The sequence below is a fragment of the Tenuibacillus multivorans genome (assembly GCF_900103915.1).
Lineage (GTDB): Bacteria > Bacillota > Bacilli > Bacillales > Alkalibacillaceae > Tenuibacillus > Tenuibacillus multivorans.
Genome location: NZ_FNIG01000010.1, coordinates 64,312 through 90,646 on the forward strand (window position 1 = coordinate 64,312; position 26,335 = coordinate 90,646).

The following is a 26,335-nucleotide window of genomic DNA, read 5'->3' on the forward strand; positions in this document are numbered from 1 at the left end:
TGTTGTGTTTGCCTTTTCTATATGCATTTTTTCATATATACTAATTTTGAAGATGAATCGAGTGTTTCAGTTTATTTTTTTTGAGTTGTTTGAGAATACTTTATAGAGGGTAAAAACAACTTGGTAGAAATTACTCGAATAACTGTTATACACTAATAGCATAAGATGAACTTATGTGATAATTGATGGGGGTAGTAAAAGTGGCAATGAAAGGGTCTAACGACAATGTTTGGGATGCTTTTCATGGTCCGAACATGGGCTACATTGAAGAGCAGTATGAATTATATCTAGATGACCCTGATGCAGTTGACGAATCACTGCGTCATATGTTTGAGGAGCACGGAGCACCGACATGGATGTCGACGACTGGCGAAACTGATTCCAGTCAAGGAACAGCATCCACAGCAGATTTACAAAAAATAACGTCTGCGATGAAATTAGTCGATGCCATCCGTCGACACGGACATTTAGAAGCGGATATTTTTCCGGTTGGAGAACAGGACGAACGGTATTCACCGTCAGTCGATCCGAAAAAATATGGTTTATCAGAAGGTGATTTAAAACAACTTGATGCAACGTTATTAACACCTGATGTACCGAAAAATGTACGAAATGCTTGGGAGTTCGTACAGCATCTAAAACAGAAATATTCAGGGAGTATTTCATTTGAATTCAATCACATTCCCGACGATGACGAACGCGAGTGGCTCTACAGTAAAGTAGAAACTGGCGCTTTTGATGTTTCATTAAATAATGAAGATAAAAAGAAAGTCTTGAAACGTTTGGCGGATGTAGAAGGCTTTGAACAGTTTTTAGCTAAAACCTTCGTTGCACAAAAACGTTTTTCAATAGAAGGTCTTGATGTGATGGTTCCAATGCTTGATCACATGGTTACAAATGCGCATCAGGACGAGGTTGAGCATATCATGATGGGCATGGCTCACCGTGGTCGATTAAATGTATTGGCACACGTACTAGGTAAACCATACGATTTAATTTTCTCTGAGTTTGCTCATGCACCTGATAAAACGCTAGTTCCTTCAGAGGGATCAACAGGCATTAATTACGGTTGGACAGGTGATGTTAAATATCACTTTGGTGCAGATCATGAATTTACAACCGATAAAAGTAAAACTAAGATTACGTTAGCACATAACCCTTCGCATCTTGAATTTGTTAACCCAATTGTTGAAGGTTATACACGTGCCGTTCAAGATAATCGAAATGAAAAAGGTTATGCCGAAAATGATGTGAGTAAGGCATTTAATATTCAAATCCATGGTGATGCAGCGTTTATCGGAGAAGGAATCATTGCCGAGACCTTAAACTTATCACAATTACGTGGATATGAAACAGGTGGTGCTGTTCATATCATTGCGAATAACCTTGTAGGTTTTACAACAAATCATGAAGACGGACGTTCGACACAATATGCAAGTGACTTAGCCAAAGGATTTGAAATACCAGTCATTCACGTCAATGCTGATGATCCAATAGCTTGCTTAACAGCTGTTGAGTTTGCATACCAATACCGCAAGCAATTCAAAAAAGATGTGTTAATCGACCTGGTTGGCTACAGAAGATATGGACACAATGAAATGGATGAACCTCGTGGAACGCAGCCAATCTTGTATCAAGATATCGATAATCATGGGACAGCATACGACGTCTTTGCCGACCGTTTAGTTTCTGAAAATGCGGTAACAGAAGAAGAAGCTAAAGAGTGGAAAGACGATGTGAAGAAAAATCTTCGTGACATATACGACAATATGAAAGAAAGCGAAACAAAAGACCCTTCAGTACCGGACTTACCTAAGGAAGTCGTGAATGGTCTGGATAAAATTGAAACAGCTGTTGCAGAGGAAACTTTACAGAAGCTTAATGAGGATATGCTTAAACGGCCAGAGGGATTTACCGGATTTAAAAAGCTTGAAAAAATCCTAAAACGTCGTGAGAAAGCCTTTGATGAGGGCGAAAAAATTGATTGGGCTTTAGGTGAAGCACTAGCCTTTGCCTCAATCTTAAAAGATGGTACACCAATCCGTATGTCTGGTCAGGATACGGAACGTGGTACATTTGCACACCGCCATGCGGTATTACATGATGTCAACGAACCAGGGTCATATAGCCCTTTCCATGGTATAGAAGGTGTTGAGTCATCATTTAGTATTTATAATAGTCCTTTATCTGAAGCTGGCGTATTAGGTTTTGAATATGGTTATAGTGTTCAATCGACTGATACGTTGGTACTATGGGAAGCACAGTATGGTGATTTTGCCAATACAGCACAAGTGATTTTCGATCAGTTTATTGCTGCTGGTCGTGCAAAATGGGGGCAAATCGCTAGTATGGTTATGCTTTTACCTCATGGTTATGAAGGCCAAGGACCGGAGCATTCAAGTGCACGTCTAGAACGTTTCTTACAGCTATCGGCTGAAAACAACTGGACAGTAGCTAATGTAACAACAGCTGGTCAGTACTTCCATTTATTAAGACGCCAAGCAGCTATTGTTGGTACAGTTGCCGCTCGTCCATTAGTTCTTATGACACCGAAGAGCTTAATCCGTAACCAACACGTCGCGGTCGATCATAAACAATTATCTACTGGTAAGTTTAACACGGTGTTAGAACAAGAAGGATTAGGGGAAAATCCTGACAGTGTTAAACGTTTAGTTATCGGAAGCGGTAAAGTAATGGTCGATATTGAAGAGGAACTAGAGGACCGCGAGCCGAATGATAACGTTCATGTGGTCCGTTTAGAACAGATATACCCATTCCCTGAAAAAGAGCTACAACGCATCTTGAAAAAATATAAAAATATTGAAGAGATTGTTTGGGTACAAGAAGAGCCTAAGAACATGGGTAGTTGGGACTTTGTAAAAGAACGAATTCAGTCTATTAAGAAGGTTAAACAAAAACTTAACTATGTTGGACGCCCTTATCGTTCATCACCTGCTGTTGGTGATCCTAACATTCATAAATCAGAGCAAAATCGTATTGTCAATGAAGCATTAACGCTTGATTAAAGGAGGAAATCAAAGTGAAGGAAATCGTAGTTCCTGAATTGGCCGAATCCATTACAGAAGGTACGGTCGCTGAATGGTTAGTACAAAAAGGAGACAAAGTCGAAAAAGGTGATCCAGTCGTCGAATTAGAAACAGATAAAGTTAACGTTGAGGTTAACTCAGACTTCTCGGGTGTTATCGCTGAAATCTTAGTCGGAGAAGAAGACGACGTAGAAGTAGGTGATGTCATTGCTAAGGTAGATGAAAGTGGAGAAGCAGCAGGATCAGCTGACTCAGGTGATGCAGCACCTAAAGAAGAACCAAAAGAAGAGCCTAAACAAGAAGAAAAACCAGAGGCTAAGGAAGAGCAACCACAAACACAGGATGACAATAAAGCCGATCAGCCAGTTGCTTCACCAGCTACGCGCAAACGTGCACGTGAACTTGGTATTGATTTAAACGAAATTAAACCTAAAGATCCAGTTGGTCGTATTTCTAAAGAAGATGTAGAAGCTGCTGCTAAAACAAAAGTAGACGCTGCTAAAAATTCTAAGAAAGATGATCAATCAGCAGAAAAAACGGAATTTGATAAACCAGTTGAGCGCGTGAAAATGTCACGTCGTCGTCAAACAATTGCTAATAAATTAGTTGAAGCACAACATAATGCAGCAATGCTTACAACATTTAACGAAGTAGATATGACGAACGTTATGGAACTTCGTAAACAGCGAAAAGAGGAGTTTGAAAAGAAACATGGCGTCAAACTTGGCTTCATGTCATTCTTTACAAAAGCCGTAATTGGTGCTCTTAAGGAATTCCCATTAGTTAATGCTGAAATTCAAGGCAAAGAAATTGTCATGAAGAAATTCTATGATATCGGTGTTGCGGTATCAACAGAAGAAGGCCTTGTTGTACCAGTTGTTCGTGATGCGGATCGTTTAAGCTTCGCAGGCGTTGAAGATGAAATCGGTCAGTTAGCTAAAAAAGCTCGTGACGGAAAACTAGGATTAAATGATCTTCAAGGTGGATCGTTCACGATTACAAATGGTGGTATTTTCGGATCACTACTATCAACACCAATTATCAATGCACCACAAGTTGGTATTTTAGGTATGCACAAGATTGAAAAACGTCCGAAAGTTATGCCAGACGACAGTATTCAAGTTCGTCCAATGATGTACATTGCCATGTCATATGACCACCGTATCATTGATGGTCGTGAAGCGGTACAGTTCTTAGATCGTGTTAAACAAATGATTGAAGATCCTTATGATTTATTATTAGAAGGTTAATTCAATCTAAGAAACCCCGTTCATTAAGTTGAACGGGGTTTCTTATGTTTTACTAGTGCTTATTCAATTACCCTGGGCATATACATTTAAAATGAATAATTCTGTTTGAGGTGATGCGACTTGGATTTCTTTTCTTTACCGAAGTTTTTTCATGGACGCAAACCAAAGATAGAACGTAACAATCATGAAACAGAAGTATTAGCTCATCACATAAAAAGTCCGAAATCCCCGTTAAATGAGCGTATTTTGTGGAGCATTTTTCGTGAATTGTCAACCAAGGAACCAAATTTACCTTACAAAAAGCTGAACCTTAAACAATCATTATTAAAGCACGTCTCTTACGGGCTGAATTTTGAGGAGTCTTTAACCTACCGAGAATTAGATATTTTTCCCCAGAAGCCGTTCATCAAGGTGTTGCTTATTGATTCATCATTTTCTATGAAAGCCGCATTAGACGATATATTAAATATTATCGAAAAAAGCACATACCATATTATGTTTTATCATGATGTTGATCTTCATGATTATAGCTTCAAAAAGCCTTCTAAAATCAAATTTATTGGCGGTACCTCCCACGCTAAGCCACTAAAGAGGATACATCAAGTTAGTGAGGACCTAGGTGTTGTTCTACAGATAGAGCATATTTCTGATGCGGAAATATCTAACCGTGACCAACTTGAGACATATCAAATAATAAAAAAAATTGACCACGGCAGCTCAGAATATGAGTTAATTATGCCAGCGTATTTTAAAACATAAAAACCACACTTTCGGAAAGGATAATAAACAACAGAGGACGTTAGTTTATGGAAGAAAAGTTTGAATTCATGCAGTTTTCTTAATATATGATTATACAAGAATTTTTTCGGGTAAAAATCGAAAATTGTGGTCAGTTTTTTTATTTGATTTAAGGGAGGACAGCATCTTGGGAATTATACTCGATATTATATTAGCAATTGCAGCGATCGCGATTATCTTTTCGATCGCCTGGTTTATGTCAAATGATAGGCAAAATATACCATATAAAGGAATCGCTTTCATGTTGATTGCCCAACTCATCATCACTTGGTTTATGTTTAATACAGAAATAGGTAAGCTTATTATTGAAGGCATATCAGCTGCGTTTAATAAGCTGATTGAATTCGGACGTTCAGGTGTAGACTTCGTCGTAGGTGGACTAGCCTTCTTGGACCCTGATGATCCAAGTGTATTCTTTTTTGATGTACTCTTAATTATTATATTCTTTGCAACCATTTTATCTGTTTTAACATATTTAAAAATACTGCCAATCATCATTAAATATTTAGGTGGGTTTATTTCAAAAATTACAGGTTTACCGAAAATTGAATCATTTAACGCGGTTAACAGTATGTTTTTCGGACAATCTGAAGCTCTCTTGGCAATCAAATCTCAGTTCCATCGTGTAACTGAAAACCGTCTTTATATCGTTAGCGCATCAGCAATGGGATCGGTATCAGCCTCAATTGTGGGTGCCTATTTGCAGATGATCCCTGAACAATACGTTTTAGTAGCTATTCCGCTAAATATGTTTAGTGGTCTAATCTTAGCTTCAATCATTGCGCCAGTAAGTGTGGAAGATGAAGATGATGACGTCGATATAGATGAGGTGACGGATTCAAAAAGTGTTTTTGAAGCGATGGCCAATGGTGCCCTTGACGGTGGTAAAATTGCCTTAATCGTGGCAACCATGTTAATTGCCTTTTTAGCTTCACTTGAATTAATAAACTTTATTATTGGAGCTGTAATCCCCGGAGTAACTCTAGAAGGTATTTTAGGTTGGATTTTCTCCCCACTTGCTTTCTTAATGGGCGTTCCAGCGGGTGAAATTTCGGACGCGGGTTCCATTATGGGCTTAAAGGTCATTACAAATGAATTCGTAGCCATGGGACAATTAAACGAAGCAATGGCTGGCCTATCCGAAAAAACAATTGGTGTTATATCTGTATTCTTAACGAGCTTCGCTAACTTTTCATCCATTGGTATTATCGCTGGTACGGTAGCAGGTATCAACAACGAAAAAGGTAAAATAGTGTCACGCTTCGGGATGAAATTATTAGTTGGTACAACCATGGCATCACTACTTTCAGCAACCATTGCGGGATTGTTTATTTAATGTAAATAAAAGAACTCGCCGTACTGGGCGAGTTCTTTTATTATAATTCGCTCGGCAGGGAGGATAATTCGCTCGGCAAGGCGCATAAATCACTCGCCAATCGACGAAATATGCTCAGCACCCGCTCGATGCGTGCGTTTCGTAATCATTTTTAATCTAATCGACAAGGCTATAGCACCAAAGCCTAGCCCGGAAATCAGTCCAACCCAATAGCCATATGGTCCAAGTGCTGTAAAATTAGCCGTTATATAACCTGTTGGCAGGCCAATGACCCAAAAGGAAACAAGTGCAATGAACGATGTAGCATTCACATCCTTGTATCCTCTCAGTACCCCTTGAATTGGCGTTCCGATGCCATCTGACAGCTGGTAAAAGATCGCATAAATTAAAAAGTGCTGCATGAGGCTATTCACCTTAGGGTCATTACTATATAGTGAGGCGACATTCTCTCGAAATAAAAAAATTAAAATCCCGCTAAACAATGCAAGCAAAATTCCTGAACTAATTCCAATCTTTGTATACGTCGTCGCTTCTCGAAAACGCTTGGCTCCGACCTCAAATCCAACTGCGATAGTCAACGCCATGGCAATAGCTAATGGCAGCATATAAAACAGAGTAGCAAAGTTAATAGCCGATTGGTGTGCAGCGATGGTTTCCGTATCATATACACTGATTAATAGGGTGACAGCGGCAAAAATACTCGTTTCAAAAAAGATCGTAAAGCCAATGGGAATCCCAATTTTAAGTTGTTCTTTCCAAGCCTTAAAGTCAGTTTTTTCCCACTGATTAAATATTATATAACCTTTAAAAGGTGCAAGCTTTTGAATCAAAACAATCGTAATTAAACTCAAGATGAAATAGGTAACCGCTGAAGCGATTCCTGCTCCAATACCGCCATAGCTCGGCACGCCGAAGTTTCCGAATATAAAGATATAATTAAAGAAAACATTTAAGGGTAAGGCGAGTAATATAATAAGCATAGAGATTTTCGTTTGACCTAGGGCGTCAATAAAAGAACGCAAAAGGTTAAAAACAAATAAGGGAACCATCCCTACACCGAGGCTAACTAAATAATATTTAGCAATACGGCGTACTTCGGGTTCTAATGATAATGCTTCGAGTATTGGAGTGAGCACCACTATTCCAATGATAAAAATAACAATCGCGATAGCAATCGATAAATAAACGCCTTGTCGCACAACATGTGTGATTTTATCTTGTGCATTAGCTCCAAGTAGCTGTGATACGATAGGCGGTATGGCCATCAAGATTCCCGTTACACCAGTTAAAACAGGAACCCATATAGATGAACCAATCGCAACACCAGCTAAGTCGTCTGCACCAGCACGGCCAGCCATAACTGTATCAAAAAAGTTCATCATATATAAACCAACTTGCGTAACCAGTATCGGAAGCAAGATTTTGATAAATAAAATTACCTTTTCATAGATGGACTGTGTTTCGTACATAAAGCGGATTTTCTCTCCTATCCAAACCTTACGACATTTGCTAATATGTCATTATACTTGATTTTTTCTGAAATGAATAGAAAGGGCGACTATGAAAATGAAGCGGAAATCAATCGTATTTACGGGTGGAGGTACAGCAGGACATGTTGTCGTTAATTTAGCGCTTATACCTGAATTTTTAAAAGAAAACTATGATGTTCATTATATTGGTTCATATCAAGGAATTGAGAAGGATCTTATCGAGCAGCTAGATGGGGTGACGTATCACGGTATCACAACTGGCAAGCTTAGAAGATACATATCCTTAGAAAATTTGAAAGATCCTTTTCGTGTATTAAAAGGTATTTTCCAAGCGAGACAACTGTTAAAAAAGATTAATCCAGATGTGGTATTTTCAAAAGGTGGTTTTGTGTCAGTACCAGTCGTTATGGCATCGAAAATGGTTGGCATTCCGTCCATCATCCATGAGTCGGATTTTACTCCTGGACTGGCAAATAAAATAGCAACGAAGTTTAGTCCATTCATACTAACGACGTTTCCGGAAACAACTAAACACTTACCAAAAGAGAAGGCAAAACATATCGGAGCGATTATTCGTGAGGAGCTTTTTCAAGGAGATGCTGAAAAAGCCTATCAATTTACAGGCTTAAATCCTGACAAACCAACCGTATTAGTGATGGGTGGAAGTGCAGGAGCGCAAAAGATAAATGAAAATATTAGAAACGCACTACCTGTATTACTAAAAGACTTTCAAGTAATCCATTTATGTGGTAAAGGAAAAATTGACCCAAGTAAAAAACAATCAGGCTATGTTCAATATGAATACATATCTGATGAATTAAAGGATCTATTAACCATTACAGATGTGGTGGTCTCACGCGCTGGCTCAAACGCCATTTTTGAATTTTTGGCCTTAAGAATTCCAATGCTTCTTATTCCTTTATCAAAACAGTCAAGCCGAGGTGACCAAATTTTAAATGCTCAATCATTTGAAAAACAAGGCTTTGCTGAGGTAATAGAAGAGGAAGAACTAACACGTGAACAACTGTTTTCTAAGGTTAGGAATTTATATAATAAACGTGTTGACTACCACAAAAAGATGAGTACTTATCAACCAGAGGAAGTAAAAGATGAGGTCATACAGTTGATTAAAAATACGATGAATCCATAAAAGGCTCAAAAGGGTATACACCCTCTTTGAGCCATCTTTTTACTCAACCGTTCCATAGCTTCTGATTTTCATGTTAACACTGACATCCACATCAATATTAGGATACATATCGCGCCACTTTTCGTGAGATAGCGTTTCATCTTTGATATTTGAATTATAAATTTTTCCGAATCCGTATACATCTGCTTGTAGTTCCTGTGTTTTATTAATGACGTTTTGAATATTTTCTTTAATACTTTTTTGGATGTTTTCTTCCATCAGTTTTACAACATCTTTGTTTTGCAGGTTTAAACGTTCGGTTAGTTCAACAATTCTACCGGCCATGTCAACAGTCACCTTGAATTTTAAAGCATCGGGGTCGACTAACTTAATTTTTGTATTACTATAAATCTTATCCATCACGACATATAGTTCATCTCTATTGATGACCTCGTAGTCTTCTAAATAATCCTTAAACACTTCTATTGGAAGTTCTAGTTGGAATTCAGCAGCTTTAAAATCTTTTAGGAATAACCTAACATAAAAGATTTCATCAAGAGAAAGGGTACCGACTTGTTGATCTGACTTCATAATAGCGATACTGTCAATCGCAACTTTATTATTCTTTTTTGACAGAATGGGTACCAATGGTTCTTGACCCACGATGAAATAGTTTCGAATGAATTCGTGTAGTGTACTACTGACGATTCTTTCGCTTCTAACAGCAGCACCCAATAATTCTTGTATATAGGTACCGACATTAGGTGCTTGTTCGTAATTTTGAGCTGATAATACTTCTGCTGCCGGTTCATTGGCAATAGCTACAAAAATTAAATCAGACAAAGCAGCATCGCGATCTAATGGATCAAGATATGGAAAAATACCGTCCTTGGCAACCTCTGGGCCAAACAAAATGGATCTCAATTGACCAGAAACAATTTTGTAGGCTGACTTTTTATTCGCATTTTTTTTCATTTCTCTAAACGTTTGACCTTGACTGCTAATAATCTGTGAAGCGTCTGTAATATCAGGGTTAAATTGAAAAATGACAGTTGTACCTTTAATGGAGCCTACATCTTCCCCCTGATCAACACCGTAAACGGTCACAATCCCTAAATCTTCAATGATATTTTGTTCTAAACAACCAGCTAGTAAGGTTAACGACATCATCAAACCTATTAAAAGCTTTTTATTTTTTATCATTTTGTTTCTTCCCTTTCATCCGGTGTATTATAGCAAAAGGAAGTAATAAAAAAGGAAACCCGAAACCAAAAAACATGCCTAGATATCCCGTGAAGTCTGTGAATCGATTGACAAATTGTCGATCATCGAATATAGATGCCAATAATAGCGCTATAATGATGAGAACCACTAGACAATGCTTTTGCTTTAAGCCATGTGCGCGCTTACAGCTATAGGAGACCATCCAACCCAATAATATAGCATTTGGAAGTATAACGAGTAGCCATAAGGCGACCGCTAAGATATCAAATCTCTCAAAGGCTGGGATTGATATAATTTTGAACATCGATAGTAATGGCCATACCTTTTCCTCGAGTTGCCTTGGACTAAAATAACCAATGCTAATGAGCGTTAGACCTAATACCATAAATATAGTGAATCCCATACTAATTTGACTATGAAGCCCAACTTTTTTCTTATCATAAATAAAAGGAAATACAACCCACAGTAATTCAAAACCTAACAATGAGTATGATGAAATTAAGACACCCGAGAATATTTCCTTCATATCAGACTCAAATATAGGTAAATAATTCATGGGCTCAATCATCGTTAACGGTTTGGATAAAAGTAACACCATCCAAACAGAAGAAAAGAAAAATAAAAAACTAACCCCGATCGCAACCCGAATACCACCATATACGGCATACCACACTAACATTAAAATAAGAATTGCAACAAAAAAAGACGACATTTTGGGAAAGATAAAGACTTGGACAAATTCAATATAGTTTACTAGGACGCTAAAGAACATAACAGCAAAATATAAAACGAAAAGCGTGCTAAAAAACTTACCGATCACTTTCCCAAATGCCATGTTTAAAATGCCATGTAAATCAGTTTCATAGCTTCTTAACACAAAAACAATACAAGCTACGGTTAAATGTAAAATGACACCAGCAATAAGAATAGAAATCCAAGCATCGTGCTTAGCTTCCATATATACTAAGCGAGGAAACCCCGCAATCCCAACCCCGATTTGTAATGTGTGAAGAGCTAGTATTAGATAAGCAGCTTTGAATTTTTTATCTTCTGAAATAGATAGTTGATTTTTCATAAGCTACCCTCTATTCTTCAATATCTGTTTTGTTGGTTTTAGGGGGTTCCTTAAACCTCTTTGTATCCTTAGGTGAATTGGAGTAAGCTCGAAAATTACTTTGTAAGAACGGCAAACGGATGATTGAGTTATCTAAATCTCTAGGTCGAAACGGGAAAATCGGTGTCAAATAAGGGCGTTTCATTGATTGCTGCTTTAATAGGTGTATGAGCAGAAAAGCATAGCAAAAGAATAGTCCCATAAATCCCCATAATCCCGACATAATGATTAAAGGAAAACGTAAAATCCGTACTGCAGAACTCATGAGATAACTTGGAATCGTAAAGGAAGCTAAGGCACTGAGTGCAGCGATAATAATAAGAATATTACTCGTAAAACCAGCTTGTACAATGGCCTGTCCGACTACGATACCGCCAACAATACCCATTGTCTGACCGACTTTAGTCGGCAACCTGGCCCCTGCCTCACGTATCAATTCCAGAAAGAACTCTAAAATAAGGGCCTCTAATACAGGAGGAAATGGAACCCGAGACCGGGAATGTCCTAATGAAACGAGTAATGCCGTCGGAATAATTTCGTAATGAAACGTTAATGCCGCTACATAAAATGGTGTTAACGTAATCGATAAAAACATGCCGATTAGTCGCATGAGGCGAATAAAGGTCCCCATATTCCATCTGGTATACAAATCTTCAGTTGATTCAAAAAAACTTAAAAAAGTTGTAGGTGCAATTACCCCACTCGGACTCTTATCAATAAGTAAACCAACTTTCCCCTCTTTAAGTTCATAACAGAAACGGTCCGGGAGTTCTGTTACGTGTAGCTGAGGAAAAAGGGAATAAGAATTGTCTTCAATATATTGTGTTAAGACAGAGCTTTCCAAAACATCGTCCGTTTCTAATTTATTTAGTCTCCGACGCATTTCTTTAACAATATCTGGCTCGGCAATGTCCGATAAGTAGATTAACCGAATTTCTGAAGGCAATTCATTACCAATAATGAATTTTTCCGATTTCAAATTAGAGTTGTCCATACGCCAATGGACAATATTTAAATTAGTCGTCAACGATTCAGAAAAAGCGATTTTAGGTCCGAAGATCAAGGACTCTGTCTCGGCTTTTTCAGGTGGTCTTTTAATTAGCTTTGGTACTGGATATGTAACACAAGAATCTTCCCCATCGATATATATTGCAACGGAGCCTTGAAGAATATCATTCCCGATATCTTTTATATTTGTTCTCTTTTCACCATCTTTTAAAGATATTTCATTTATGAGCGTATTTGTATCCCATTTCTTTTGTGAACGTTGAATATTGTCGATGACATATTTATAAATTTGCTCTTCTTCAACCATGTAACTAATATACATGACGATATATTTTTGGCTGTCTTGTTTAAACTTCTTTGCTACAAAATTGGGTAAAGAATTAAAAAAACCATCTTTAAGATCAGTCTCTAATTGATCGATTTTACATGGAAAGTAGCTCGCATTTCTCCTAAATCTTCTTCTCATATTAATCTCCTCTTAATGGTTTACGCATAGTATGTGATTGTTGCTAAAAAATATGTAAATACTACTCATGAAATCTAGTGTGATTGTAGGTGTCGGCATAATGAATTTGCAATTAGTCGAAGTGTATATACCAAATGAGAATTATCATTTCGTCGTAGAAAAACTACGAAGTTTCTCACGTGAGGGAACATGGAAGGAAGAGCAGCAAGAAGAACGAATGTTGGTCCGAATGATTATATCTTCAGATTATGTTGAAGAGGTACTTAATTATTTAGAAACCATTTCCCGTGCAACTGAAGGATTTGAAACGATTCTATATCCTGTTCATACTTATTTTTCGCATCAATCGATTGAAGAGGAGGAGCAGAATATAGATGAAAAAGAATTCTCTGAAGAAGATCAAGATGACGAAGAAGACAAAAGGAAATTTCTAAGAGCAAGTCGTCACGAATTAACAAACACCATAGAAGAAAAAAGTGAATTTAGCATTAACTATATGTTATTGATCATTTTTTCAGCTATTGTTGCAACGGCGGGCTTTATAAAAGATGATACAGCGGTCGTTATTGGAGCTATGGCGATTGCACCTTTAATAGGACCTGCTATATCAATTGCCTTTGCCACCGTATTAGGTGATTTGCGACATCTTGGGAAGGCTGTTGCTACCTTATTTACAGGTGTTTTCATCATTGTGCTTATCGCAAGTGTGTTCAGTTATTTTTTTGATGAAGGGATGGAATCTTCTCAATATGTATCTCGTACATCAGTCACAATAGCTGATTTCTTTTTAGCTTTAGCAGCAGGCGCAGCTGGAGCATTATCGATTCTCAATCGTATGTCAAGCAACTTAGTCGGTGTCATGGTTGCCGTTGCACTACTCCCGCCTGTTATTGCTTTTGGGATGTCGATTGGTCAAACGTTATGGCATGATACGTATTGGTCATTCCTTTTAGTGATGACGAATATTTCGTGTATTGTTATTAGTGCCGTCATTATATTTTTTGTAAGTGGAATTCGACCAGAAAAGTGGAAAGACGAAACGATGATTAGTGTGTCTAGGATTTTTTCATTAATTTTTATCATATTCATTACATTAATTTTGTTTGTGATTGTTTTAGTAGGTATTTAAATCGAATTTGAACAAATTTTATAAATAGTGTTGCATTTTTAAAAATTACAGTATATAATCTGATAAGTAATTAGAAAAAATAGGTAAAGGAGGTCACGTCAAATGAATAACTTAATTTTTATTTCTCATCAACAAGTGCAAGATCCTAAGCAAATTAATAACTCAAATATCGTGACCATGCCTATGTATACCTGCAGTGGCTTTATTATCACTGTATAGTTGTCTTTATTTTTATTGTTAAAAACAGGAGAGCAACGTCGCGATTATAGATTGATTTAATCGCGGCGTTTTTTTATTTTATGCACATTTGGCATACGCTGGATGTGCTTTTTATTTCGTTAAAAGGGGAGTTGACAAACATGTTTAAGATTTCATTTGAATTTGTAACACATGGAATCCGTAAAAGAATTAACATTGAATTTCATTTATTTAATCGAAAGAATCGGCTAGATGACGGTTAGCTAAAACAAAAAGTCAATCAAGAGGGGGAATCGTAAATGATTAGTGTATTTAGGAAATTATCTTGGTATTTTAAAGAACAGTGGGTGCGCTATACGTTAGCGGTAACAGCTCTCATTATCGCAAATGTCTTAGTCGTTATCCCACCCATGGTTATAGGTGAAGTTATAGACGCCATTCAATATAATACGTTAACCGCTGATCGCTTTAAGGATTTAATTGTATTCCTTATCGGATTGGTTATTTTATATTATTTCATTTCGTTTTTCTGGGATTATACATTATTTGGTCGAGCTATTTTATTAGAAAGAAAAATGCGCTCGAAGCTAATGAATCATTTTATGTTTATGACTCCATCGTTTTTTAGTCGCTATCGTACGGGAGATCTTATGGCACGAGCAACCAATGATTTAAAGGCGATTATGGTGACAGCTGGATTTGGAATTTTAACACTTGTTGATGCCACTGTCTTTATGTTTTTTATTGTTGCGATTATGTTTGTGACAATTAATTGGAAGCTCACATTGGCAGCCTTAATTCCACTTCCGATTATGGCGATTACGATGCAGAAATATGGTCGGGCGATTCATGAACGTTTTATGAAGGCTCAGTCATCATTTAGTGATTTAAATAATGATACGTTGGAATCGATTCAAGGGGTACGGGTTATCAGGGCATTTGTTCAAGAAAATCAGGATGAAGCCCGATTTAATGATAAAACAGAGGTTGTGTTTCAAAAAAATATCGCTGTAGCGAAATTAGATGCATTATTCGAACCAACGATTAAAACACTTGTTGGGCTAGCTTATACGATTGGTCTTGGGTATGGTTCTTACTTAGTCATACGCGGTGAGATTACGATTGGTCAACTCGTCTCGTTTAACGTTTACTTAGGGATGTTAATCTGGCCGATGTTTGCGGTTGGTGAGCTGATTAATGTCATGCAGCGGGGAAATGCTTCGTTAGATAGAACCGATGAAATTTTATCACATCAATCGGACGTTAAAGATCCTAAACAGCCAAAAGATATTAAGCAGCCTACTCATATTCAGTTCGATCAATTGTCGTTTAAATATCCAAGCGTCGATCAATATGATTTAAAGGCTATTGATTTAGACATTAAGTCTGGAGAGACAATTGGTGTTGTTGGTATGACAGGATCAGGTAAAACAACGCTATTTAGGCAATTATTACGTGAATATCCACCTGCTGAAAAAGGCCGATTGCTCATTAATGGTGTACCGATTCAAGAATTAGCATTAGAGCGAACACGAAACTGGATTGGTTATGTGCCTCAGGATCATATTTTGTTTTCTAAAACTGTTCGCGAAAACATATTGTTTGGTCATGTTAAGGCTTCATATCAAACGATTTATCGTATTTTAGAGACGGCCTCATTACTTGAGGATATTGAAAATTTACCTGATGGCCTTGATACACTCGTTGGCGAAAGCGGGGTAACTCTATCAGGCGGACAAAAACAACGTGTATCCTTAGCAAGAGCTTTAATTAAGGATCCTGAGATATTGATATTAGATGATTCGTTATCGGCTGTTGATGGTCAAACAGAATCCAAAATTATTGAACACTTAAAACGAGAACGTGCTAATAAAACGACTTTTATTGCAGCACATCGTTTATCTGCGGTGAAGCATGCTGATCAAATTATAGTTTTAGACAATGGTGACGTCGTTGAACACGGATCTCATGAAGATCTCATGCGACTTCGTGGCTGGTATTACAGTCAATTTAATATTCAACAGATGGAAGGAGGAGAATAGCGTCATGAAGAAACGTTCAACAGAAAAACGTTTATTCCGGTACGCTTGGCATTTCAAGCGAACGATTATCATCGGTATTATTTGTTTAATGTTCGCTGTTGCTTTAGAGCTTACCGGTCCATTTATCGCGAAAAACTTAATCGATCAACACATTGTTGGTGTCGCAAATCATTATGTAGTGAGTGAAAATAGCGATGGCGTATATTTCAATGGCGAAACGTATCAACGAATAGATCGGACTAACTCAGATTCAGATCAAATCGTAACGTTATATCAGGACGGATTATCCTTCTATCTGTTTAACGAACAAGTACCATTAAATGCAACCTTAGTTAGTGAAGGTGAAAACAGCTTTGTTTTAGAATCACAAGATGAAACGTTAACGGTTGAAGGAAGTCAAATATCAACGAGCGAGGTATTCGTCTTTTTTGAAGGTGAAATCGGCTCGATTATTCGTCTATTAGCCTTATATATAGGGTTAATTCTGATCGCTTCCTTTTTCTCTTATTACAAAACCTATCTATTACAATTTGCATCAAACCGAATTATTCAAAAGATGCGTCGCGACGTCTTTGGACATATTCAACGATTGCCGATTAAATATTTCGTTGATCAGCCAGCAGGTAAAATCGTTGCGCGTGTCACTAATGATACGGAAGCGATTCGCGAACTATATGTGAAAGTATTAGAGGTATTTGCATCTGGTATTGTTTATATGATTGGTATTTTTATCGCTTTATTTATACTTGATGCTAAATTAGCAACCATTTGTCTAGTCCTATTACCGTTATTGGTCGTTTGGATGAAGGTTTATAAAAAGGTCGGTGGAAAATATAATCGTACCATCCGTGAGACAAATAGTAACATTAATGCGAATATTAATGAGTCGATTCAAGGTATGTCTATTATTCAGGCTTATGGTCAAACCGAACGCATGACAAAAGAATTTGAGACATTAAATGAAAAACATTATGCATATCAAATCAAAATGAATACTTTTACGGCTTTAACATCGTTTAATTTAGTTGATGTATTACGAAATGTAGGGTTCGTTGTGTTTCTTATGTATTTTGGTGGTGCTGCTTTAAATGGTTCATCCATTGTGACAGCGGGATTATTATATGCCTTCGTTGACTTATTAACACGCTTATTTGAACCGATTGAACAAATTATCAGTCAACTCGCTCAACTCGAGCAGTCTAGAGTAGCGGGAGGGCGTGTATTTGAATTAATGGATGAAGAAGTTGAAGATCGTGATCATACCCCTTTACAGCGTTATCACGGCCATGTCATGTTTGATGATGTGTCATTTGCTTATGAAAAGGATGGTTATGTCTTAAATCATATTTCATTTGATGTTAAACCAGGTGAAACGGCAGCATTTGTCGGTCATACAGGTTCAGGGAAAAGCACGATTATGAACCTATTATTCAGATTCTACGACCCAACGCACGGTAGAATTTTAATCGATGGAAAGGACACCAAAGGCTTGGCCAAGCAACAGGTTAGACAGCATATCGGAATTGTACTACAGGACCCATTTATTTTTACCGGGACAATTATATCGAATATTACCATGAATGATCCTTCTATTAGTCGTGATAAAGCGGTTGAAGCATTAAAGGCCGTTGGGGCTGATCGTTTTATCGAAAAACTTTCGAATCAATATGATGAACCCGTAAAAGAGAAAGGGAATGAATTTTCGACTGGTCAACGTCAGTTGCTCTCATTTGCGCGAGCACTTGCGTTTGATCCAGCCATTTTAATCTTAGATGAGGCAACGGCAAATATTGATACTGAGACAGAGGGATACATCCAAGAGGCGCTACAAGTTTTGAAAAAAGGACGAACAACACTTGTGATAGCTCACCGTCTATCAACGATTAAGCAAGCTGACCAAATTTTTGTCTTAAAACATGGTAAAATGATAGAGAATGGAACCCACGAAAGTCTCTTGAAAGACCGCGGAGAATATTTTAAGATGTATGAAATGCAGCTTGGTCGAAAACAAGTGAATGTCTCATAATTTTAAGGGTGAGCGAAATGACTGACGATAAGCGTCCTGAAACTATGGATGAAGATTTATATGAAAATCTAGATGAAGAAGAAATGTATGACATTTTACAAGAAAAAAAGAAAGAATTAAAAGAATCGAAAAAATCAGACAGGAGTAAGCCAAAACGCCCGTTTCCGAAATGGGTATTTTGGCTTATTGCCTTGTTTATGGTGATAAATATTGGAGCTGCCATCCCAAGTATTTTTTCACTCCCTGCAATTGATTTTGTTAAAACGTCAGCACAACTCATGATGAATGACGACATTCAAGAATATAAAAAATCTGTTGTACTCGTTGATACAGGGTCAGGCAAAGGAACAGGTTTTTCTATTTCGCCAGATGGGTATATTTTAACGAATGAACACGTCATCGATGAACGTGAACGACTCTGGATCTATTTTCCGGATGATGGGCCGTATGAAGCTGAGGTTGAACAAACCTATCCCGAGATCGATTTAGCGTTACTCAAGATTGAAGGTGAAGATTTTCCTTACTTAGACTTAGCTAGTCAAACTACCTTTGATACTGATGAACATTTTTATTTCATTGGGAATCCCTTAAGGTTTAGTGGTATCGCGAATGAAGGAACCATTATTGGTCGTACGGAGTCTTCTAATATTGAAAGTGATGTCTTAATGCTACAGGCTCCTGTTTATAAAGGTAATAGTGGTAGTCCAGTCATTAATCAAGATGGACAAGTCATAGGTATAATATATGCCACACGTCAAACGGATGACTTTGGGAAAGTCGGTTTAGCCATTCCGAGTGATGCATTTTATGATAAATATCAACAATAATTGATTTGTTGGGCAACAACACCCATAAAGTGTGCTTCGTTTACGAACAATATTAATGAGTTGGGGGTGATGAGGGGTGTTAAAACGTCCTAAGATAGAAGAAGACGTATCCCTCGAAGAACACGTACTCACTGTTCAATCAGGGGATGAGGAGACCCGTCATCATCTACTGAAAGATTATCAGCCATTTATTGCAACCTGCGTGTCAAAGGTTTGCAAAAGATATATCAATCCAGAAAAAGATGATGAATTCAGTATCGGATTACTTGCTTTTAATGAGGCGATTGATGCTTATTCAACTAAAAAAGGTAGTACATTTCTATCTTTTGCGCGTTTAGTGATTACACGAAAAGTCATTGACTACATACGTTCTGAACATAAAGACGTGATGTTTGTTTCATTAGATCAAAACGATGAAGATGAAAAAGGTCAAAGTTTCTCGAATTGGCAATTATCGAATGCTGCAAAGGAGAATTTTCGTGAAAACGAGCTCGCCTGGTACCGGCAAGTTGAGATTGAGGAATTTAATCAAAAACTAAAAGAATATAAATTATCTTTCACAGAACTAGCAAGGGTATCTCCTAAGCATCAGGACGCTAAGAAAACGTCTCAAGAAATCGCTCATATGATTTTTAATCATGAGGAAATCAAGGACTATATATTGAATAAAAAAAGATTACCTATTAAAAAAATATTACCTCTAGTGGATGTTAGCAAAAAGACAATTGAGCGTAACCGAAAATATATTTTAGCTGTTTTTATTCTATTGAATGAGGATTTTATTTACTTAAAGGACTATATAAAGGGGGTGTAGGCGTTGCAGAAAGGGATCATCGTCGAGCAGAAACGAAAACATACCATCATGATGACCTCAGATGGCTCTTTTTATAAAACAAGTAAAATGGATGGGACTATAGGTGAAGAGACATCCTTTGAGCCGATAAAGAACCGAGGTTTTTCACTTGAAAGCTTACTTCAATGGATGAAACGACCACAAGGAAGAACAGCCATTGCTACCCTTATGGTATTATTACTTATCTTACCGTTTTATTCATGGTTAGGTGAGGATGATGTTCATGCTTACGTCAATATAGATATAAACCCAAGTGTCGAACTCTCACTTAATAACGATTATAAAGTATTAGATATTCAAGGCTTGAACGATGATGGGCGTCTACTCGTTGAACAATTATCGGATTGGAAGAATCAACCGTTTCAGACCGTTTCTTCCAATATTTTAACCCTAAGTGACAGCTTAGGATATATCCAAGATGACCACCAGATTTTATTAGGATTCAGCTTTGTTGATCAAGTGGGAACCAACGATCATTCATTTGTTCAAAGTATACCAACCGAGATGGAGTCAGAGTTTCAATCGATTAGTGTAGCCTCCTTTGAAGTTCCATTAAATGTTCGAGAGGAAGCAAAGGAACAAAATACATCGGTTAATTTAATGTATGCTTCTGAGGTTCTTGAAGAGGAAGAGGCTAAGAATGAAAGTGAGAGTAACGTACAGTCTGTAGCTAATCAAGATCAAGATGAGGAAGAGAACCAGGTAGAACAACAAGACTCAGAAACGCAAAATAAAAATATCCAAGTGATTGAAAAATTTATTCAAAGACAAGATAAAGATCAGATTCCTCCAGGTCTTAAGAAAAAGCTTGACAAATACAAAAGTCAAGAAGATGACGAACCCGTTCAAAAAGATTCTGGGAATCATATTGGAAAAGATAAAGATGATGATCACCCTTCCAATAACAGAGGAAATGAAAGAGGTCATGGTAAGGATAAGAATGACGACCATCCGTCTAAAGGTAAGGGACCTAAGCATAATCCTGGTAAAGGTAATGGAAATAACCAAGGAGGTGGTCCATCAGATAAGAAAGGTGAAGATTGGACGCCTCCTGGTTTGGGTAAAAAGGACGGACGAGACCATGAGATTCATGAATACGATGAAGAAAATGATGACGATTGGTTTAAACATGACAGATGGGAAAGAGATGATGAAGACGAAGAAGAGGAAGATTCTCAAAGAGCAGATGAAACCTCTCTACCTCCAGGGTTAGATAATAAAGAAGACGATCATCCCGGTAGACAAAATCATAACAATAAAAATTAATGACTTACATATGGACTGTGTTGCTAGTACAAATCTTCAGGTATCAGTTGAATGTTTCCAGTTTAAGCTGGAAACATTTTTTATTGTTTAGGAAAGTATAAAATTTAGGATTGTGGAAAACTTTATTAATTTTCTATAGCCACGTCCAGCGAGGTATAGGACGTGCTAGTGTCAATGGCTCCACAGGACGTGGCGTTGCCATTGACCTCCGAGCGCCAAAAACTAGGCGGCTTCACGAATCGCCCTACGATAAGTCATCATCGGTTCGAAAGCTCACCGTGATTCCTTTATCTCAGTTGATTCGCTTCAGTCGCTACGTTTTTAACCGGCGCTCTGCGCTTTTGTTCTGGCAGGGAATGCATAAATATTTTCACGTAAAATACATTTCTGTTCGGAGTAAAAAAAGCTTTTTGCAATTATTTTGATAGCTGGGGATTTAAAGATTGGGCAATCGCATGTCTTGATAGGGGAATTATTGCGTGTCATGGGGCACTCATCGTGTATCATTGGGGAATTATCTCTGTTTATTGGGCAATTATTGAGGTTGATTGGGGATTCAGAGTGGTTCACTGGGGAATCAGGTTAGTTCATTGGGGACTCAAAGACCTTATTGGGTAATTAATAGATTAATGGGGGGTTAAGAGTAGGTGATTCAGTAATCGAATTAGCTAATAAGCAATCCATTACTGAATAATAATATATTTTATTCTTCTTAACGCACTGGCTGTTAAATAGTATAATACCATCAGGTCAAAAGTGGTGAGGAATAAAAATGAAGGAATTTTTTATGCGATTATGGCAACAAAAAATTATTATGTTTATACTGATATTTGTTATGATAGGGGTAGTGGTATATCGAATTTTTATTTATCATCCAATCGTACAGTATGTTGATGTGGAAAGAAATACAATTGAACGTATTGTCGGTCAAACCGAAGCATACCAACAGGATGATGAGGAATTACATAAACGATTAGCTCAAGAACCGCATACCCAAGAGATCATTGTGTCGGGTAATGTCGATTTAAATGAATTTAGTCAAACAGCAATGCTGGCTCGAGGTATTTTAGCCAATTCGAGACTGATCATTCATTCACAATCTAACCCTGCAACGATGGAAACATCAGCGCAAGTCAACGTTCAACTACAGCGGACAAGCTTGTTAAAGGCGAATTACTATCAAAATCATACATATACAGCTTTAAAGCTACCTTTCTACCATCAAGCTATCGGGATCAAAAATGACCGGTTAGGACAATGGTTAAATCGAAATGGATATGAAACTGTTATGTCGGATGTCCCTCAAACAGTTGATTTACAACAGAAAATGTCATTTAGTCTTGAAGATTATATTGATTTGTTAGGAGATGTCGTTCAATACGAAACAAAAGTTGAAGAAAACGTTGACTATAAAGGTGAAACATTTCAACGTTTTTCATTAAAAATGTCTGAAAATCAAGTAAACGAATTTATTCAAAATCTCATAAGCTTTGTGAGTGAAAATGAACAGGAATCATCAATGACGTATAAATATTTAAGTAAACTAGACGAATTAAGCTTCCCTAACGGTTTAATCTATAAAGCTTACTATACTGATGAATCGGTAGCTTACCGTGAATTGTCAGGTCAGGTTAAACATAACAACTCTAGAAATGACTTTGTACTTAATGTTGAAACACAGTTAGATGAAGATGTTTATAGTTTAAATGCTGAATTATTAGTAAAAGGTAAGCAACCGTTAGAACTTATTTATCAATCACGGGGCCAGCCAGCGCAGGAAAATTACTCCGTTAATCGGTCTGTTTTAATTAATCAAAAGAATCTTGAACAAATTCGGTTACAGTGGGATACGCTTTATCAAGATCAAGAAGAAAAAATTAATTTTCAGCTTCATTGGCCGAGCTTATTACCAACAATTGAAGGAGAATTAGTACGAGAGACGAATATTAATAGTAATCAAGGTCAACAAAGCTATGATTGGTCAATTAACGTTAATCAATGGCAAGTCGCATGGGGTATTGAAAGATCAATTGATTTTAAGGAATCGGTTGAACTAAACAAAATATCAGCCCAAGATGTCTTATATCTTCACAAGTTGACAGAAGGTGAAAATCGTCAATTAATACAAAACATTAAAAAATCAGCTCAAGATTATATAGAACAACTCATAAAACAATTCAATCCGTTTAATTGATAGTCATTAACATTTAAGTTGATATAAGGAGGTCAGGTTTGTGATTTTTCATCTATGGTTATACGAATGGAAACGAATGTTCAAGCATCCTGGCCTTTTTTTATTTGTACTCATTTTCCCAATCGCTGTACTCGGTATCATTGGTTTACTCATCTATTCATTGGCACAAGACGAATTAGAATCAGTCAATATCGTCGTTTTAGATCAGGATCAGACCTTTGAGACCAACGCATTAGTAGAACAATTACAAAGTGATGAAACCATTGAAGGAGATATCAACTTTATACAAGGTGACCATGCGTTACCTTACTACCTTGAAAATCCTGATCAATATGCCGCAATTGTCGAGGTTCCAGAAGGGTTTACAGAACAACTTCGAAGTGGCGTGAATGAAAAAATAAATGTCTATCTAAATGACAGCTTACCCTTTGCATCCAATTTAGCTTACTTATTATTAGAAAGTGGACAAGACTATATATCGGCTGCTCAAACGGGGGTTAATACGGTCCATCATTTTCATATTCAAAATTTAGAACAAGCCGATGAACGTCAAACATGGATTCAGCAAATGACCTTACATTTTACATATTACGCTTTAAATCGAAATAGTTTTTTCGCCGAAGATGACAGTACAGAACAAGGGTTATTAAGCTGGACAACTCATTTATATCTCATGACCGTTGTGATTTTATTTTTCATGACTTATTTATTAATGACGCTAATTTTTCAACCAAAACATCAACACATTACTCAACAGCGTTTAAGCTTAATTTCGGTTAAACGTGTCCATCAAACATTGGCGATATTCTTCCATCAAGTCTCGTTTACAGCATTTTATCTGTTAGCTCTACTGTGGTTATTACATCAGTTTGTGTATCCATCCGTCACGTTTAATGTTCTTATTTTCATACAGTGGCTATTAGTCGGAATTGTCATATGTTTAATTAGTTTTGTAATGAGAAGTATTTTTGCGCAAAAAACAATCAGCAACCTATTATCGTTAATACTTAGTGGAGTCTTGTTGCTGGCAAGCGGGCTATTGATTCCGCCAACTTATTTGCCAGGATCCTTTCAACTCTTGAATCAGGCCTATGAAGGATTCGCTGAAATTTGGATTGACCATCAAATGCCTTTGGTTAATTGGTTACAGGTCACATTGTTAATTTTAGTGGTCCTCAGTGTGGTGTTCTTCAGTATGCGAAGGGTGGGATCATCGTGGTAATCGTTTTAAAATCAATGATGAAGAAGTGGACATCCTTTGTTATGGTATTAATTTTGCCTTTATTATTGATTTTTTCTTTAATTAATTTTTTTGATTCGACTGTCGATAAGGTTGAAGTTCCGATTGTATTAGTCGACGCTTATGAACAAACGATTACCGATAAACTGTTAAGTGATATGAAAGAAAGCGAATCCTTTGATATTATTCGGACAACATCGATTCCAAAATACGCGCTCGAACGAGGGGAAGTCGAGGCTGTTTTTGTCTTGCCTAACAACTTGAAGGAAAAAATTAAACAGGCAGATTTAGAAAACGCGATACAATGGTATCGAAATGATCGCAGTTTATTTGATGGGTTATTTAAAGAACAATTAGCATCAGCCATTATGACACGAGCGATTCGAGGGGAAGCTGCCAATGTCGTTCAACATTATCAAAGTGAGGCGGATTGGGAAGAGATTTATTCCTATGGTTTAAAATATTTAGAACCCGAGCCGATTTTTCAAATGCAGTTTGAGACTATTGGTGAAAAGTTTTCGGCTACAGCTGAAAGTGATTCTTTTCACTTATTTAGATGGATGATATGGATCTATATTTGGATTGTCCTTGCTTATTTAACTAAAATACTTTTAAAGTGGAAGGAGCTTGAGATTTTTAATCGATTAAATGCGATTTCAAGTTCAATGCCACTACGATTATCATGGTTAGGTATAACTAGTTTCATTACTATGGGGATTGGGGTTTTATTGACCATCTGTGCTTATATCATTTTACAGCCGGTAGGTTTTGACTTAGAGGCAAGCGTTTCAGATTTACTCATGACGTTATGTTCTATTATGATTTTCTTTATTTTATCCTTTGTCCTGAAAAAGAAGGAAACAATGTGGGCCATTACGTTTAGCTATGGCTTTTTATCGTCATTAATATTTTTTCTAATACAGTTTAATATCATTAATATAAGTTGGTGGACTTTTTTATTCATACCAAGCTGGATTCTGGTCTAAATAGGGGGATTTTTTGTGCTGACGCTAAAAGAGGTTGATTATCGAAAGAATCGAAAAACGCTACTGTCTAATGTAAGTGGAACAATTGAGCAAGGTGATTGTATCACGTTATTTGGCCCGAACGGAGCTGGTAAATCAACTTTAATTAAAATTATGGCTGGTTTAAGTCGTCCAACATCCGGACAACGTATTTTAGAGGCTAAGGCTAAAAATCCCATAGGTTATGTTCCTCAGCAAATCGCGATAATGGAAGGACTGATTGTTCGTGATCAATTAACCTATTATCAAAAGCTAACTAAACAGAAATCAAGTGAATTTGTAGATGAAATGATTCAATATTTAGGCCTTCAAAATATATTAGGAAAGCGTGTCGAGCGGCTTAGTGGTGGCATGAAACGTAAAGTTAATTTAGCAGTCGGGTTAATTCATCAGCCTGAGATACTCCTATTAGACGAGGCATTTGTTGGGGTTGATTTGGCTGCTAAATATGACATGTTGGCATGGCTGAAAAGGTTAAATAGCCAGGGAATGACGATTGTCTTTATTACGCATGACTGGGATGTTGTTCATCATTTAGACCCAATTCTGTGGATCTTGGATGAGGGAAGGTTATTAGCTAAAACAGATCTTCTTTCGTTATCTAGACAGTCACTAACTAATGGATCTAGATCATTACAAAAAATGTTGGACGTTAATTTACAAAGGTGAGCTT

At 37.1% G+C, this 26,335-nt stretch carries 18 protein-coding genes and 1 pseudogene; 15 read left to right on the top strand and 4 right to left on the bottom strand.

The features are described from left to right. Positions 1-206 precede the first annotated feature (206 nt). From BLP77_RS13405 to BLP77_RS13420, 4 genes and pseudogenes are all read left to right on the top strand, one after another. Positions 207-3,063 (top strand): annotated as a pseudogene (locus tag BLP77_RS13405) (2-oxoglutarate dehydrogenase E1 component). Beyond that, on the top strand, positions 3,041-4,297 hold the full coding sequence (gene odhB / locus BLP77_RS13410) for a 2-oxoglutarate dehydrogenase complex dihydrolipoyllysine-residue succinyltransferase (protein ID WP_093857635.1): 1,257 nt from the start codon (positions 3,041-3,043) through the stop codon (positions 4,295-4,297). Before BLP77_RS13405 ends, odhB begins: the two are co-directional and overlap by 23 nt. Positions 4,298-4,417: 120 nt before the next feature. After that, positions 4,418-5,056, top strand: coding sequence for a hypothetical protein (locus BLP77_RS13415; protein WP_093857636.1), 639 nt, complete (start codon positions 4,418-4,420; stop codon positions 5,054-5,056). 175 nt (positions 5,057-5,231) lie between these two features. Then, positions 5,232-6,431, top strand: coding sequence for a NupC/NupG family nucleoside CNT transporter (locus tag BLP77_RS13420; protein ID WP_093857674.1), 1,200 nt, complete (start codon positions 5,232-5,234; stop codon positions 6,429-6,431). Positions 6,432-6,520: 89 nt separating this feature from the next. On the opposite strand, the gene BLP77_RS13425 is transcribed toward BLP77_RS13420, so the two are convergent. Beyond that, positions 6,521-7,900 carry an MATE family efflux transporter gene (locus tag BLP77_RS13425; RefSeq protein ID WP_093857637.1) on the bottom strand — a complete coding sequence of 460 codons (1,380 nt, stop codon included), beginning with the start codon at positions 7,898-7,900 and terminating at the stop codon, positions 6,521-6,523. A 97-nt stretch (positions 7,901-7,997) separates the two neighbouring features. Here BLP77_RS13425 and BLP77_RS13430 point away from each other — a divergent pair, with 97 nt between their 5' ends. Then, the gene (locus tag BLP77_RS13430; protein WP_093857675.1) at positions 7,998-9,071 is read left to right on the top strand and encodes an undecaprenyldiphospho-muramoylpentapeptide beta-N-acetylglucosaminyltransferase; all 1,074 of its coding nucleotides are present in this window, start codon (positions 7,998-8,000) and stop codon (positions 9,069-9,071) included. A 39-nt stretch (positions 9,072-9,110) separates the two neighbouring features. Here the strand turns inward: BLP77_RS13430 and BLP77_RS13435 are convergent, their stop codons facing one another. Genes BLP77_RS13435 through BLP77_RS13445 form a run of 3 tightly spaced genes read right to left on the bottom strand, consistent with a single transcriptional unit; the run spans position 9,111 to position 12,862 of the window. Further along, a complete protein-coding gene (locus BLP77_RS13435) occupies positions 9,111-10,253 on the bottom strand; it encodes a Ger(x)C family spore germination protein (RefSeq protein ID WP_093857638.1) in 1,143 nt (380 codons plus the stop codon). Further along, complete coding sequence (locus tag BLP77_RS13440; RefSeq protein ID WP_093857639.1) at positions 10,240-11,349, bottom strand: GerAB/ArcD/ProY family transporter; 1,110 nt, start codon at positions 11,347-11,349, stop codon at positions 10,240-10,242. Before BLP77_RS13440 ends, BLP77_RS13435 begins: the two co-directional genes overlap by 14 nt. Before the next feature lie 10 nt (positions 11,350-11,359). Then, positions 11,360-12,862 carry a spore germination protein gene (locus BLP77_RS13445; RefSeq protein WP_093857640.1) on the bottom strand — a complete coding sequence of 501 codons (1,503 nt, stop codon included), beginning with the start codon at positions 12,860-12,862 and terminating at the stop codon, positions 11,360-11,362. A gap of 100 nt (positions 12,863-12,962) precedes the next feature. Between BLP77_RS13445 and BLP77_RS13450 the strand changes: the two genes are divergently transcribed. The 10 genes from BLP77_RS13450 to BLP77_RS13495 all read left to right on the top strand — a co-directional run bounded on the left by BLP77_RS13450 (position 12,963) and on the right by BLP77_RS13495 (position 26,331). Further along, the gene (locus tag BLP77_RS13450; protein ID WP_093857641.1) at positions 12,963-13,991 is read left to right on the top strand and encodes a TIGR00341 family protein; all 1,029 of its coding nucleotides are present in this window, start codon (positions 12,963-12,965) and stop codon (positions 13,989-13,991) included. 497 nt (positions 13,992-14,488) lie between these two features. Then, complete coding sequence (locus tag BLP77_RS13455; protein ID WP_093857642.1) at positions 14,489-16,231, top strand: ABC transporter ATP-binding protein; 1,743 nt, start codon at positions 14,489-14,491, stop codon at positions 16,229-16,231. Positions 16,232-16,235: 4 nt separating this feature from the next. Continuing rightward, entirely contained in the window at positions 16,236-18,257 is a 2,022-nt protein-coding gene (locus BLP77_RS13460; protein ID WP_093857643.1) for an ABC transporter ATP-binding protein, read from the top strand. 17 nt (positions 18,258-18,274) lie between these two features. Further along, positions 18,275-19,084 (top strand): S1C family serine protease, encoded by an 810-nt coding sequence (locus tag BLP77_RS13465; protein ID WP_093857644.1) that lies wholly within the window; start codon positions 18,275-18,277, stop codon positions 19,082-19,084. 76 nt (positions 19,085-19,160) lie between these two features. After that, positions 19,161-19,898, top strand: coding sequence for an RNA polymerase sigma-I factor (sigI, locus tag BLP77_RS13470; protein WP_093857645.1), 738 nt, complete (start codon positions 19,161-19,163; stop codon positions 19,896-19,898). A 3-nt stretch (positions 19,899-19,901) separates the two neighbouring features. Next, positions 19,902-21,203 carry an anti-sigma factor domain-containing protein gene (locus BLP77_RS13475; protein ID WP_093857646.1) on the top strand — a complete coding sequence of 434 codons (1,302 nt, stop codon included), beginning with the start codon at positions 19,902-19,904 and terminating at the stop codon, positions 21,201-21,203. A 772-nt stretch (positions 21,204-21,975) separates the two neighbouring features. After that, the gene (locus BLP77_RS13480; RefSeq protein WP_093857647.1) at positions 21,976-23,397 is read left to right on the top strand and encodes a hypothetical protein; all 1,422 of its coding nucleotides are present in this window, start codon (positions 21,976-21,978) and stop codon (positions 23,395-23,397) included. A gap of 40 nt (positions 23,398-23,437) precedes the next feature. Continuing rightward, on the top strand, positions 23,438-24,619 hold the full coding sequence (locus BLP77_RS13485; RefSeq protein WP_093857648.1) for an ABC transporter permease: 1,182 nt from the start codon (positions 23,438-23,440) through the stop codon (positions 24,617-24,619). Further along, positions 24,613-25,623: an ABC transporter permease gene (locus BLP77_RS13490; RefSeq protein WP_093857649.1), complete on the top strand. Its 1,011-nt coding sequence runs from the start codon at positions 24,613-24,615 to the stop codon at positions 25,621-25,623. The genes BLP77_RS13485 and BLP77_RS13490 overlap by 7 nt, the downstream gene beginning before the upstream one ends. Positions 25,624-25,638: 15 nt before the next feature. Continuing rightward, on the top strand, positions 25,639-26,331 hold the full coding sequence (locus BLP77_RS13495) for an ABC transporter ATP-binding protein (RefSeq protein WP_176753085.1): 693 nt from the start codon (positions 25,639-25,641) through the stop codon (positions 26,329-26,331). Positions 26,332-26,335 lie beyond the last annotated feature (4 nt).